13 protein-coding genes are annotated in these 13,382 nt (G+C 68.6%); 9 read left to right on the top strand and 4 right to left on the bottom strand.

The window, feature by feature from the left end; translation table 11 throughout:
* Positions 1 to 145 precede the first annotated feature (145 nt).
* The 4 genes from V7702_RS02705 (at position 146) to V7702_RS02690 (ending at position 3,323) form a co-directional block, all read left to right on the top strand.
* Positions 146 to 883: a flagellar hook assembly protein FlgD gene (locus V7702_RS02705; protein ID WP_335648604.1), complete on the top strand. Its 738-nt coding sequence runs from the start codon at positions 146 to 148 to the stop codon at positions 881 to 883.
* A gap of 56 nt (positions 884 to 939) precedes the next feature.
* Positions 940 to 2,325 carry a flagellar hook protein FlgE gene (locus V7702_RS02700; protein WP_335648603.1) on the top strand — a complete coding sequence of 462 codons (1,386 nt, stop codon included), beginning with the start codon at positions 940 to 942 and terminating at the stop codon, positions 2,323 to 2,325.
* A 177-nt stretch (positions 2,326 to 2,502) separates the two neighbouring features.
* On the top strand, positions 2,503 to 2,790 hold the full coding sequence (gene sciP / locus V7702_RS02695) for a CtrA inhibitor SciP (protein WP_300574079.1): 288 nt from the start codon (positions 2,503 to 2,505) through the stop codon (positions 2,788 to 2,790).
* Between the two features lie 146 nt (positions 2,791 to 2,936).
* Entirely contained in the window at positions 2,937 to 3,323 is a 387-nt protein-coding gene (locus V7702_RS02690; protein ID WP_335648602.1) for a DUF5367 family protein, read from the top strand.
* Here V7702_RS02690 and V7702_RS02685 read toward each other — a convergent pair.
* Positions 3,297 to 3,707, bottom strand: a complete 411-nt coding sequence (locus V7702_RS02685) for a RusA family crossover junction endodeoxyribonuclease (protein ID WP_300574085.1) — start codon at positions 3,705 to 3,707, stop codon at positions 3,297 to 3,299. The two genes, V7702_RS02690 and V7702_RS02685, sit on opposite strands and share 27 nt — an antisense overlap.
* Positions 3,708 to 3,790: 83 nt before the next feature.
* On the opposite strand from V7702_RS02685, the gene fumC reads away from it, so the two are divergent.
* The gene (gene fumC / locus V7702_RS02680; protein ID WP_335648601.1) at positions 3,791 to 5,182 is read left to right on the top strand and encodes a class II fumarate hydratase; all 1,392 of its coding nucleotides are present in this window, start codon (positions 3,791 to 3,793) and stop codon (positions 5,180 to 5,182) included.
* 67 nt (positions 5,183 to 5,249) lie between these two features.
* On the opposite strand, the gene V7702_RS02675 is transcribed toward fumC, so the two are convergent.
* Together V7702_RS02675 and mnmA are read right to left on the bottom strand one after the other, a co-directional pair.
* Positions 5,250 to 6,440, bottom strand: coding sequence for an acetyl-CoA C-acyltransferase (locus V7702_RS02675; protein WP_335648600.1), 1,191 nt, complete (start codon positions 6,438 to 6,440; stop codon positions 5,250 to 5,252).
* Between the two features lie 26 nt (positions 6,441 to 6,466).
* Positions 6,467 to 7,696, bottom strand: a complete 1,230-nt coding sequence (gene mnmA / locus V7702_RS02670) for a tRNA 2-thiouridine(34) synthase MnmA (protein WP_335648599.1) — start codon at positions 7,694 to 7,696, stop codon at positions 6,467 to 6,469.
* Between the two features lie 207 nt (positions 7,697 to 7,903).
* Here mnmA and V7702_RS02665 point away from each other — a divergent pair, with 207 nt between their 5' ends.
* From V7702_RS02665 to V7702_RS02650, 4 genes are all read left to right on the top strand, one after another.
* Positions 7,904 to 8,101, top strand: coding sequence for a hypothetical protein (locus V7702_RS02665; protein WP_335648598.1), 198 nt, complete (start codon positions 7,904 to 7,906; stop codon positions 8,099 to 8,101).
* 166 nt (positions 8,102 to 8,267) lie between these two features.
* A complete protein-coding gene (locus V7702_RS02660) occupies positions 8,268 to 9,785 on the top strand; it encodes a glucan biosynthesis protein G (protein WP_335648597.1) in 1,518 nt (505 codons plus the stop codon).
* A 56-nt stretch (positions 9,786 to 9,841) separates the two neighbouring features.
* Positions 9,842 to 11,788: a glucans biosynthesis glucosyltransferase MdoH gene (mdoH, locus tag V7702_RS02655; RefSeq protein WP_335648596.1), complete on the top strand. Its 1,947-nt coding sequence runs from the start codon at positions 9,842 to 9,844 to the stop codon at positions 11,786 to 11,788.
* Complete coding sequence (locus V7702_RS02650) at positions 11,785 to 12,207, top strand: GFA family protein (RefSeq protein ID WP_335648595.1); 423 nt, start codon at positions 11,785 to 11,787, stop codon at positions 12,205 to 12,207. Before mdoH ends, V7702_RS02650 begins: the two co-directional genes overlap by 4 nt.
* On the opposite strand, the gene V7702_RS02645 is transcribed toward V7702_RS02650, so the two are convergent.
* Positions 12,183 to 13,328, bottom strand: coding sequence for a phosphatidylinositol-specific phospholipase C1-like protein (locus tag V7702_RS02645; protein ID WP_335648594.1), 1,146 nt, complete (start codon positions 13,326 to 13,328; stop codon positions 12,183 to 12,185). The genes V7702_RS02650 and V7702_RS02645 overlap by 25 nt on opposite strands.
* Between the last annotated feature and the right edge of the window lie 54 nt (positions 13,329 to 13,382).

Genomic DNA, 13,382 nt, shown 5'->3' with positions numbered 1-13,382 from the left:
GCCTGACCGTGAGACCTGGCAGGGCCGCGCCTTCCAGAACGCGCTTGGCGTCGCCGACGAAGCCGAAACCGCCGCGGTCGCCGCCCGCCTCTACCAGCAACGCCGGTCACCCACCGGCGTGGACCTTCGGATCTAGAGAAGCCCCATGGTCGACACTGTCAGCAACACCCAGAACACCGCGACGTCCGGGACCAGTACCGGCTCCCAGCGCCTGGCCGAGAGCTTCGACACCTTCCTGGTCCTGCTGACCACGCAGATGAAGAACCAGGATCCGCTCTCGCCGATGGACTCCGGCGAGTTCACCCAGCAGATCGTGCAGATGACCGGGGTCGAGCAGCAATTGCTCACCAACGACCTTCTGAAGCAGCTGGTGGGTACGTCCGGCGACGGGGTCGCCGACGCGGTCAGCCTGATCGGCAAGGAGGTCCGGGCGGCCACCGACACGGCCAACCTGTCCAATGGCGAAGCTGAGTGGATCTACCGCCTCGACCGAGAGGCCCAGAGCGTCAAGATCGAGGTCCTGGACGACAAGGGCTCTATCGTCCACGTCCAGGCCCTGGAGAATGTCGAGGGCGGTGAGCACGACTTCAGCTGGGACGGCAAGAACGTTCTCGGCTCGCAACTGCCCGACGGCGGCGCCTACACCCTGCGCATCACGGCTACGGATTCGGCCGGGGCCAGCGTGGGCCACAACGTCTTCATCGAGGGCCTGGTCCGGGCCGTCGAGCAGGTCGATGGCCAAACCTACGTGACTATCGGCGGCAGCCGCGCCCTCTGGCAGACGATCAGCAGTATTGGCCTGCCGTCGACGCAGAACGCCGACACCACCCCCGATCCCAGCAACGACAGCGAAGACGAAGAGACCCCGGCGCAGGCGGCCTGAGCGCCGTCCTGAAAGGGTCCGTCCGCCCCCCCAACCCCTAGAGAAGGCAAGCCCCCATGAGTATCAACAGCGCCATGCTCGCCGGCGTGTCGGGATTGACCGCCAATTCCTCGGCGCTCGCCGCGATCTCCGACAACATCGCCAACATCAACACCGTCGCCTACAAGCGAAACCAGGTGAACTTCGCCAACATCGTGACGGCCCAGGCCGTGACGGGGCGCTACAGCGCCGGCGGCGTCCAGGGCCTGACGCGCCAGTACATCAGCCAGCAGGGCCTGATCCAGAGCGCCAACTCCTCGACCGACCTGGCGATCTCCGGCGACGGCTTCTTCATCGTCACCGAGAAGGGCGCGGGCCTGACCGAGGCCGACAAGCGGGTCTTCACCCGCGCAGGGTCGTTCAGTGTCGACGCCGACGGCTATCTGCGCAACGACGCCGGCTTCTATCTGCAGGGCTGGCCGATCGCCGCCGACGGGACGATCAATTACAATCCGTCCGACCTGACCGAACTTGACTCCATCAACGTCAAGAACCTCGGCTCGGCGGTGCAGGCCACCGCCAATGTCGTCATCAACGCCAACCTGGACAAGCGCCAGACCGTTTCGGCGGCTGAAGCCACCTATGACGCCACGACCCGCTCCATGGCCGACTGGGAAGAGAACACCGACCCACTGACCGGCACCCAGCCCGACTTCAGCATCGAGATGAACGTCGTCGACACCATGGGCGGCACGCACAAGGTGTCGATGAGCTTCCTGCGCTCATCGGCCAACCCCAATGAGTGGCACGCGGAAATCTTCGCCATCCCCGCGGGCGACGTCACCGGCGGCCCCTCAGGCCAGATCGCCGAGGGTCTGGTCATGTTCAATCAGGACGGCACGATCGACCTGGCCAACACGACCCTGTTCGGCGCGGCCGGGGCGGCCCCGACCATCAGCCTGGGAGCATCTGGAACGGCCGGCACGCCGCGCTGGGACGACGCCCTGGGCGTCGGCGCCCAGGATGTGACCTTCGACCTGGACAAGCTGACCCAGTACGCCAACGCCTCGACCGTCCGCCTCGTGAATCCGGACGGCGCCACGGTTGGAACCGTGGTCGGGGTGGAGGTCGACGAGGCCGGGGTCGTCTCGGCCATCTTCGACAACAGCCAAGTCCGACAGATCGCCCAGATTGGGGTCGCCACCTTCGCCAACCCCGACGGGCTGCAGGCCGTCAGCGGCAACTCCTACCGCGCCACCATCGACAGCGGCGAGTATGTGATCAAGCAGGCGGGCAAGGGCGGCGCCGGCGCTATTTCCCCCTCGACCCTCGAAAACTCAACCGTGGACATGTCGGCCGAGTTCACAGGCCTGATCACGACGCAGAAAGCTTATTCCGCCTGCTCGCGCATCATCACCACCGCCGACCAGATGCTGGATGAACTTATCAGTATGCGCCGATAACTTGGAGAGTAACTGAGATTTAGTGAAGGTTAACGCCTCCTGAAATCTCTAACTGTATCATTTCAGTACATGGGGGAGTGAATGGTTACTCCATTTTTCACTATCGGGATTCACGAGCTGTTATGTCAGCCGGCCTATTGTCTGCCCCAACGATGATGGTGGGAAAGGCGTAAAGCCATGTTGCAACAACAGCAGACCCGAACGAACAGCCGTGGCGAGCCCTATGTGATCGGTCCGACCGGCGCGCCTCTGACCCTGGCCGATCTGCCGCCCTCCGACACCGGGCGCTGGGTGATCCGACGCAAGGCCGAGGTGGTCGCCGCCGTCCGTGGCGGCCTGCTCAGCCTGGACGACGCGCTCGCCCGTTATGGCCTGACGTCCGAGGAGTTCCTGGCCTGGCAGAAGTCGATCGACCGCCACGGCCTGGCCGGCCTGCGGACCACTCGACTGCAACAGTATCGCTGAACCTGAACTCCCCCCAGGTCGGTTCGCGATAGGACGGCCGCGCCCCGCAAGAGGCGCGGCCGTTTTTCTTGGCCCGCTGTCATTCGCCGAACATTGGCATGCGATAAGCAGGGCGGACCCCAGATTGGACCGACGGGGGAAATCAAGTGTCAAAAGAAGACAGCCTGTGGTTCGCCCTGGCCGGGGCCGCGGTCTGGGCGGCGGCGACTCTCTTCTACGCGGCCTTCGCCGGTGGCCTGATCGAGCAGGCCTTCTGGTTCTACGCCCTTAACGCCGCCCTTGCCGCCAGCGCGCTGGCCTTCTTCTTCCATCTGACCGCCCAGCTCCGACGGATTCCCCGCCGCCGCTGGCTGGTCGCGGCCACGGCGTTCAGCGCGCCTGGCCTGGCTGGCGCGGCCGTGGTGATGATCCTGTTCGAGACCCTCATGCCGGGCCTTCCGCCGGAAAGCCTCGGCCGCTACGGCGCCTTCGTGGCCGTGGCCTATGCGGTGGTCGCCACCCTGGCCCTAGAGCGGCCCGCCAAGTCGGCTTGAGGGCGCCGGCGTGCTGGCGGCGAAGGCGTCGGAGAGCCGTCGCACCTGGACGATGATCCGTTCCCGCTCGCCGGCCCGGCGCTCCACCAGCAGGCGGGCCACCTGGGCGTCGTCATGGAAGGCGTAGCCCTTGATGGCGTCGAGGATCGCCTTGGCCAGGTTGTCGAGATCGAGCCAGGGCGGATCGCCCACATATTCCATGGTGATCTCGACGGCATACTCGCCCCAGGCCGGCCGGCCGCCCCGCCAGGCCTTGCGAAAGAACTCGTAGATCAGGGGTTTGTAGTATTTGGCCTGGGTGGTCAGCCCATCGACGACCACGTCCATGGCGCCGTCGCCCTCCCGGGCGCGCACCTTGCCATGGTGGGTCCAGCCATCGTTCATGCCCCTCTCTAGCCTGCAGACGCTTTGCAGTCTCGCCCGGCCTCGTTAAACCGACGCGACACCAGTTGCTGGAGGCTTCCCCGATGACCGCGACCCGCACCGAATCCGACACCTTCGGCCCCATCGAGGTGCCCACCGACCGCTACTGGGGCGCCCAGTCGCAGCGCAGCATCGGCAACTTCAAGATCGGCTGGGAAAAGCAGCCCCAGCCGATGATCCGCGCGCTGGGCGTGGTCAAGCGGGCTGCGGCCGAGGCCAATATGGAGCTGGGCCGGCTGGATCCGAAGATCGGCGCCGCCATCGTCCAGGCCGCCCAGGAAGTCATCGACGGCAAGCTCGACGACCACTTCCCCCTGGTGGTCTGGCAGACCGGCTCGGGCACCCAGTCCAACATGAACGCCAATGAGGTGATCTCGAACCGCGCCATCGAGATCCTCGGCGGGGTGATGGGCTCCAAGTCGCCGGTCCACCCGAACGACCACGTCAATATGAGCCAGTCGTCCAACGACACCTATCCGACGGCCATGCACATCGCCTGCGCCGAGCAGGTGGCGCGCGAGCTGATGCCGGCGCTTGAGCACCTGCACACCGCGCTGAAGGCCAAGGCCGAGAACTTCGATCACATCATCAAGATCGGCCGCACCCACACCCAGGACGCCACGCCCCTGACGCTCGGCCAGGAATTCTCCGGCTACGCCCACCAGGTCTCCAGCGGCGTGCGCCGCCTGAAGGAAAGCCTCTACGGGCTCTATGAGCTGGCTCAGGGCGGCACCGCCGTGGGTACGGGGCTGAACGCGCCGGTGGGCTTCGCCGAGAAGGTGGCGGAAAAGATCGCGGCCATCACCCACCTGCCCTTCATCACCGCCCCCAACAAGTTCGAGGCGCTCGCCGCCCACGACGCCATGGTCTACAGCCACGGGGCGATCAACACCGTCGCCGGCTCGCTGTTCAAGATCGCCAACGACATCCGCTTCCTGGGCTCGGGGCCACGTTCGGGGCTGGGCGAGCTTTCCCTGCCGGAGAACGAGCCGGGCTCCTCGATCATGCCGGGCAAGGTCAACCCCACCCAGTGCGAGGCCCTGACCATGGTCTGCGCCCAGGTGTTCGGCAACCAGTCGACCATGACCTTCGCCGGCGCCTCGGGCCACTTCGAGCTGAACGTGTTCAACCCGGTCATGGCCTACAACTTCCTGCAGTCGTGCAAGCTGCTCTCGGATGCGGCCATCTCGTTCACCGACAACTGCGTGGTCGGCATCGAGGCCCGCGAGGACAACATCAAGGCCGCCCTTGAGCGCTCCCTGATGCTGGTCACCGCGCTCGCGCCGAAGATCGGCTACGACAACGCCGCCAAGATCGCCAAGACCGCGCACAAGAACGGCACCACCCTGCGCGACGAGGCCGTGGGCGGCGGCTATGTGACCAATGAGGAGTTCGACGAGGTCGTGCGCCCGGAGAAGATGATCTCGCCGGGCTGACCGCGAGAGCCTTTAGATGGCGCGCGTTTTGATCCGATAACCGGTTCCCACTTATCGGAACGCGCTTCTAGACCAGCTCCACCGCCACCGCCGTGGCCTCGCCGCCGCCGATGCACAGGCTGGCGAGGCCACGACGACCGCCGCGGGCCTGAAGCGCGGCGATCAGGGTGGCCAGGATCCGCGCGCCGGACGCGCCGATCGGATGGCCGAGCGCGCAGGCGCCGCCATTGACGTTCAGCTTTTCCCGGGGAATGGCCAGCTCGCGCTCGGCGATCATGGCCACCACGGCGAAGGCCTCGTTCACCTCGAACAGATCCACCTCGTCCACGCTCCAGCCGGCCTTGGCCAGGGCCTTGCGCATGGCTGGAACCGGGGCGGTGGTGAACTGGCCCGGCTCGTGGGCGTGGGCGGCGTGGGCTGTGATGCGGGCGACCACCGGCAGGCCGAGCCTCTCAGCGACTGAGGCTCGGGTCAGGACCAGGGCTGCGGCCCCGTCGCTGATCGAGCTGGCGTTGGCCGCCGTGATGGTCCCATCCTTGGCGAAGGCGGGCTTCAGGGTCGGGATCTTGGCCGGATCGGCCTTCAAGGGCTGCTCGTCGGCGGAGATGGTGGAGGCGCCCTTGCGGGTGGTGACCTCCACTGGCACGATTTCGCCTTCGAAGGCGCCGCTCTCCGTGGCGGCCCGCGCGCGACAAAGGCTCATGATCGCAAACTCGTCCATGGCCTCGCGGGTGAACTGATAGGCCCGCGCCGTGTCCTGGGCGAAGGAGCCCATCAGCCGGCCCGGCTCATAGGCGTCCTCCAGGCCGTCGAGATACATGTGGTCGAAGGCCGTATCGTGCCCGATCCGCGCGCCGGAGCGGTGCTTGGCCAGCAGGTAGGGGGCGTTGGACATGCTCTCCATGCCGCCGGCCACGATGATGTTGGCTGAGCCGGCCGTCAGGGCGTCGTGGGCCATGATGGCCGCCTGCATGCCGGAGCCGCACATCTTGTTGACCGTGGTCGCCTGCACCGACCGGGGCAGGCCAGCGCCCAGGGCCGCCTGGCGGGCCGGCGCCTGGCCGAGGCCCGCGGGCAGGACGCAGCCCATGAAGATCTGCTCGACCGCTTCAGGTGGGACACCGGCCCGCGCGACGGCGGCGCGAACCGCCGCGGCGCCAAGCTCGGTGGCCTTGAGCGGCGACAGGGCGCCTTGGAAGCTGCCCATGGGCGTGCGGGCGAAGGCGGCGATGACGACGGGATCGGAGGCTTGGGTCATGGACCCAGATATAGGCCTGACGGGCGTCAGGCTCCAGCCGGCGAGGTTTCGGCCGGCGAGGTTTCGGCCGGGACGACCGCCCGCGTGCCGGCGATGAAGCCGCCGCCCAGCACCCGGTCAGGATCCTCCGGCGCATAGAGCACGCAGGCCTGGCCCGGCGCGACGCCCTCTTCGGCGCCGTCGAACTCGACGCCGGGCTCGCCCTCGACCCAGGCCATGCGGCCGGCGACCGGCTCGCGCGTCGAGCGGACACGGGCCAGGACCGGCCGGCTTTCGTCGCAGGCGGTCTCGAAGCTGGGGGACTCGCCCAGCCAGTTGGTTTCCTTGAGCCGCAGGGCCGCCGTCAGCAGCGCCTCGCGCGGGCCGACGATCACCTGACGGGCGGTCGCATCGATCTTCACCACGAACAGGGGATCGCCCACGGCGACGTTCAGGCCACGGCGCTGACCGATGGTGTAGCGGGTCACCCCCTCGTGGCGCCCCAGCACCCGGCCGTCCATGTGCACGATGTCGCCAGCCTCGGCGCCGTGCGGGCGCAGGCGGTCGATGACCGTGGTGTAGCGCCCCTCGGGCACGAAGCAGATGTCCTGGCTGTCGGGCTTGTCGGCGATGGCCAGGCCGAGCTCGGCCGCCACCCGCCGCACCTCGCTCTTGGGCAGGCCGCCCAGGGGGAAGCGCAGGAAGTCCAACTGCTCGGCCGTGGTGGCGAAGAGGAAATAGCTCTGGTCGCGGGTCGCATCCACCGCGCGCTGCAGATGGGGCCGGTTGCCGCCCGCGGCGCGGCGCACATAGTGGCCGGTGGCCAGGGCCTGGGCGCCCAGGTCGCGGGCCACGTCCAGCAGGTCGCGGAACTTGACGGTCTGATTGCAGCGAACGCAGGGGATCGGCGTCTCGCCCCGCAGATAGGCGTCGGCGAAATCCTCGATCACCTCCTGGCGAAAGCGGCTTTCGTAGTCGAGCACATAGTGCGGGATGCCGATGGCCTCGGCCGCCGTGCGGGCGTCATGGATGTCCTGGCCCGCACAACAGGCGCCCTTCTTGGCCAGCGCCTGCCCGTGGTCATAGAGCTGCAGGGTGACGCCGATGACGTCATAGCCGGCCCGGGCGAGCAGGGCCGCCGTCACCGTGGAATCGACCCCCCCCGACATGGCCGCAACCACCCGCGCGCCGGCAGGCAGGCCGACCGCAGCGCGCGCAGCCTCGACCGCCGCATCGGCGGCGGTGGGGCTCGGCGAGGACAGGGTGTTCACGCTCATGGCGCCTATTTAGCGATTGCCGAACCCTTTTGCGAGGCGCAGCCGCAGCTGCAGCTGTGTCGGGTATCCGACAAGTTTCACTCAAGAGTTGACTAGCGCAGCTTCTGGTTCCGGTCTAGGTTGTAGACATCGCCGGAAAGTATCCGCCCAAGCGCCGGCGACCGAGAGACCTCACGTGCTCCCGCTTTCCCTTTGCGAGTGGGTGATATGCAGCATTACAGACTCTATGTCGTGACGGCGGGGGAAGATATTTCCCAGACGCTTGAACGCGATTACCCCAGCGATCACGAGGCCTTGGCCCAGGCCGCGCGCCTGCGCGTGCAGGAGCACGCCGTCGAGGTCTGGACCGGCGAACGGCTGGTGGCGAGGCTCGGGGGAGACTTCGACTTCGGTGGCCACGCCTAAGGCGCGCACAGGCGGCGCCTCTCGCTTCGCCACCGCACAGAAAACGACCCTCGCCGCCCATTATAGGACGGTCCCTCGGGAGCCTCGCGGCGCGACGCGCCTTTGTTTGGCCAAAGCCCTGCTTGAGTAAGGCGCGGTCAACAACGGCGAGGGAGTCTTAGCCGGCGTGCGTTCCGGAACGTCCTATACCCCCTTCGGCGGCGCGAGCCGCCGCGAGCTTATGGTCGCAGGCGCGGGCCTCATGCTGGCGGCCGCAGCTCCCCCTGCCTTCGGTTTCGACGATGTCAGTCTATTGGCTCGCGATCTGGCGGCTCGGCCCTATGCGCCGCCCGACGGAACCCTGCCGGGTCGGTTGAGCGCCCTGACCTACGACACCTATCGGCAACTGGGCTTCCACGACCACCGGGGACTGTGGGCCGACCAGCGCCTGCCCTTCCAGGTCCAGTTCTTCCACCGCGGCGGTCTCTTCCCCGAGAAGGTCGAGATCTTTGAGGTGGTGGACGGGGCGGCGAGGCCGGTGGCCTACGACCCGGCCATGTTCCGCTATGGAACGGGACCCTTGAGCGATCTCGTATCCCTGGATGACTCCCGGTTCGGCTTCGCCGGCCTTCGCCTGCTGCATCCCCTGAATCGCGCCGAGAAGTTCGACGAAACCGCCGCCTTCCTGGGCGCCAGCTATTTCCGCGCCGTGGCCCGCGGCGGGGTCTATGGCGCTTCGGCCCGCGGCCTGGCCATCGGGGCCGGCGAACCGGCGGAAGAGTTTCCCCGCTTCCGCGCCTTCTGGCTCGTGCGGCCGGGGCGGCGTGATCGCAGCCTGACCCTCTACGCCCTGATGGACAGCCCAAGCCTGACGGGCGCCTACAGGTTCGTGATCACGCCAGGCGCGCCGACCCTGACCGAGGTCCAGGCCGAGCTTCATCCGCGCACCGAGGTGCGGCGCGCGGGCTTTGCGCCGCTCACCAGCATGTTCCTCTTCGATCCGCAGACGGCGGGTCGGTTCGATGATTATCGCCCGCGGGTTCACGACTCCGACGGCCTCGCCATGGCCAACGGGGCCGGCGAGCGGCTCTGGCGGCCCCTGTCCAACCCGGCGACGCTGCAGGCCAGCGGCTTCGCCGACCAGACGCCCAGGGGCTTTGGTCTGGCCCAGCGGGCCGCGGGCTTCACCGCCTATCAGGACCTGGAGGCGCGTTACGACCTGCGCCCCAGCATGTGGGTTGAGCCCCTCGAGGACTGGGGCCCCGGCCAGGTCCGGCTGGTGGAGCTGCCGACGCCCGATGAGACCGAGGACAATATCCTGGCCGAGTGGCGCAGCCCGACGCCGCTGACCCCAGGCCGCCCCCACCGGCTGGCCTACCGCCTGCACTGGGGGGTGGCGCCCACCCCGCCCAGGCCCTTGGCGCTCGCCCGGCGATGGCGTGAGGCCGCAGGCGAGGCGCCGGGCTGGCGAAGAGTTCTGATCGATTTCGATGAGTCGGGCTCGGACCTGACGCCGGAAGCCCGGATTAATCTCGGAAAGGTGCCCGTTCGCCATGTGGTGGTCTCACCCAACACCGCCTTGGGCGGCTGGCGGTTGGCCTTCGAATTCCAGCCGGGCCAGGCCCACGAGATCGAACAGCGAGCGCAGCTGGTAGACGCCCGCGGTCCCTGCAGCGAAGTCTGGGTGCGCCGATGGTTGGCCTGAGCCGCGCCATGGGGCCTGCAGCCCGACGGCGTCACCGGCGCGTCCGGCCCTCCCGCTTGAAGGCCGCGCCCCAGGTCAGGGCGGGCCTTGAGCGGCGCGTCGTCCCCTATCCCGCCCTGCGGTCGCTCCCCGCCCCCGCGCCCCTGGCCATGCCGGAGCAGAGACTGGACCAGGGTCCTAGCCGGTTGCCTCCGATCCTCGACGTCGGCCTCCGCAGGATCCTGCTGATCGGGTTGACCCTGGCCCTGACGGCCGCGGCGGGCTGGCGCATGACCCACATCCTGACGCCGGGCGGCCTGGGCCTGGCCGACCTCGGCATGCTCGTCCTGTTCTGCATCCTGTTCGCCTGGATCGCCTTCGCCTTTCTGAGCGGCGTCGCCGGCCTCTTCCTCACCTGGCGGGGGGCCAGAGCCCGCTGGCGACCCCGGCCGGTGATCCTCACCCGCACGGCCCTGCTGGCGCCGGTCTATAACGAGGACCCGCACCGGGTCCTGGCGGGGCTCGAGGCTATCCATGAGGATTTGGTCGCCTGCGGAGTGGCCGAGCTCTATGACATCTTCGTCCTGTCCGACACGCGCGACCCCGACATCGCCCGGGACGAGGCCACCGGGGTCCTGCGCCTGCGCGCCCGCACCGGCGCGCCCGACCGGTTCTTCTATCGCCGCCGCGCCCTCAACCGCGACCGCAAGGCCGGCAACATCGCCGAATGGGTGACCGCCTGCGGGGCCGACTACGAGGGCATGGTCATCCTGGACGCCGACAGCCTGATGAGCGGCGACACCCTGGTCCGCCTGACCGCAGAACTTGAGCGCGACCCCAAGGCCGGCCTCATCCAGACCCTGCCGACCATCATCAACGGCTCGACCCTGTTTGCGCGGATGCAGCAGTTCGCCGGGCGCCTCTACGGTCCCATGGTGGCGCGAGGCCAGGCCTGGTGGTCCGGCGCCGAGGGTAACTACTGGGGCCACAACGCCATCATCCGCACACGGACCTTCGCGGCCTGTGCGGGCCTGCCCCATATCAAAGGCGGCAAGCCGTTCGGCGGGCATATCCTGAGCCACGACTTCGTCGAAGCCGCCCTGCTGCGCCGAGGGGGCTGGGCCGTGCGGATGGCCGCCCATCTGGACGGCTCCTACGAAGAGACGCCCCCCTCCCTGGTGGACATGGCGGTGCGCGACCGGCGCTGGTGCCAGGGCAATCTGCAGCACGCGGCCGTATTGCCGGCCCGGGGCCTGCATTGGGTCAGTCGTCTGCATATGGCCCGGGGCATCCTCGCCTACGCCACCTCGCCCCTGTGGCTCGGCTTCCTCATCCTGGGCGGCCTGGTCTGGGCCAATCAGCGCCAGGCGCCAGGCGCCGAATCCTCGGCGGCCCTGACGCTGTTCGCCGTCACCATGGCGATGCTGATGGCGCCCAAGGCCATGGCCGCGGTGATGACCCTCAGCCAGACCGGCGCTCGTCGCGCCTATGGTGGCGCTGCGCGGCTCCTGGCCGGCGTCGTCGCCGAACTCGTGCTGTCATCCCTCATCGCGGCCTCGATGATGTTGATGCAGAGCCGGGCGGTGGTCGATGTCCTGCTCGGTCGCGATTCCGGCTGGAACGCCCAGACCAGGGATGACCCGCAGATCTCCCTGGCTGACGCCTGGCGCAGGCATCGGCGGCACACCGCCACGGGGCTGGCCTGGGTGGTGCTGGCAGGGCTGCTGGATCCCATGCTGCTGGCCTGGACAAGTCCCCTAGCCCTGGGCCTGGTGCTCTCCGCCCCCCTGACGGTGTGGACGTCCCGCGCCCACGCGCCCGGCCGATGGGGCATCTTCCAGACCCCGGAAGAGGCCGTCCCGCCCCGGGTGATTTCCCGCGCCAACGCCCTGCGGCTGCGGCATGAAGGTGAGCACGCGGCCCGACGGGAGATCGACCGACTAATGTCCGAGCCCGTGCCGCCCCACATCCCCGCCGCCGTGCGGGTTCGACCCCGACGCCAGGAGGCTGATGTCACCTCATGAGTGAGGCATCCGAGATCATTCACCCGGGCGGCTGCCTCTGCGGCGGCGTCCGCTACGAGGTGCGCGGCCCGCTGGAAGACATCCAGCTCTGCCACTGCAGCCTGTGCCGCCGGGCCCAGGGGTCTGCGTTTGCCGCGAACATTCCCGTCGATGAGGCCCGGCTGCGCCTGGTTTCCGGAGAAGACCTATTGACCCGTTTCGAGTCCTCGCCCGGCAAGCTGCGGGTCTTCTGCGGGCGCTGCGGCTCGCCGCTGATGAGTCAGGCGGCCGCCAAGCCTGGCGTGGTCCGGCTGCGGGCCGGGACCTTGGACGGGCCCACCGGCGCCCGCCTCGGCTTCCACATCTTCGCCGACTCCCACGCCGACTGGTGGACGCTGGACGACGAACTTCCCCGCTACTCAGAACGCCCGCCGGCCTGAACGGCCGCCTCTGAGCCCTCGATCAGGCCCTGGCGCGGGTTGAGTCGGGCCGCTGCGTCATGCGGCAGGACGACCTGGAAGTCGCTGAACCTCGGGTCCGGCGTCATGTAGTCGGTCGAGACATACTGCGCGCCCGAGGCGAAGGCCGCCTCCCGCCGGGCGGGATCATTCTGACGGGCCTCAACCGTGTCGGCGTCGGCGCGGGTGCGGACGATGAGGCCGGCGGCGACGGCGGCTGCGATCCGCTCCGCCTGCTCGACCGGCGAATTGAGGGTGATATAGGCCGCGGCGTCCTCGTCCTCCTCGATGTTGACGAACAGGACCCGGCCCTCCAGCGAGGGGCGCGCGCCGCGATAGAGGTCGACCTGCGCGCGTGGCGCATCCAGGGCGAACATCACCTTGCCCCGGGCTTCGCCAAGCTTCGGCCAGCCGCCGAACGCCACGGCGTTGCGCAGGGTCGCGGCCTCGCCACGCACCAGGTCCGGCGTGATCAGCATCTCAGGGGGAAAGACGCTGCGGATTTCGGCGTCGATCAGGTCCATGGCCGCGTCGTCAAACGGCGCCGGCGTCACCGCCCCGGGCGCCGGCAGGGCCGCGCCCTCCTTCAGGTTCATCAGGATGAGCAGCGGCACGTGGTCGGGATGGGCCTGGGACCAGGCGGCCACCTGCGCCAGACATTCGACAAACAGGGGACAGGAGCTGCGGTAGTCCACATCCTGGACGTGCAGCACCTTCAGGCCCGGCCGCCGCAACGGCTCCAGGTCATAAGGCTCCGCGGCGGGGACCAGCCGCCGGGCCAGGGGTCTGGCGTAGCGGCCCGGATCCGGGTCGTTGAGAACGTCGATCTCCAGCTGCCGGGCGCCGGCCTCCAACTGATCGGTCAGCGGCGCGTGGGCGTAGTCTAGCGTGCGCGCCATGTCGGGCGACATGGCGCTGAGCAGGGCCATCTCAGCCGCGGGAATAGCCAGCTTGTAGGAGTTGTGCGTGCCCACCGCCTGGATCGCGTTCATCGGCAGGGCGTCCACCGTCGCCCGCGTGCAGCCTTCACGCCCGTGCGGCGCCTCCAGGTCGCAATCTGCAGGCAGGGAAAGGGCGGCGGCGAGGATTAGGGCGGTGATCATACGGAGGGCTTATCTCGTCTCGACGTCGGTTGGATGACGCCCATGGGCTGCGCC

Origin of the sequence: Phenylobacterium sp. (genome assembly GCF_036963605.1) — a bacterium.
Lineage (GTDB): Bacteria > Pseudomonadota > Alphaproteobacteria > Caulobacterales > Caulobacteraceae > Phenylobacterium.
Note: the sequence above shows the minus strand (reverse complement) of the source record. Positions and strands in the feature narration are given on the sequence as shown.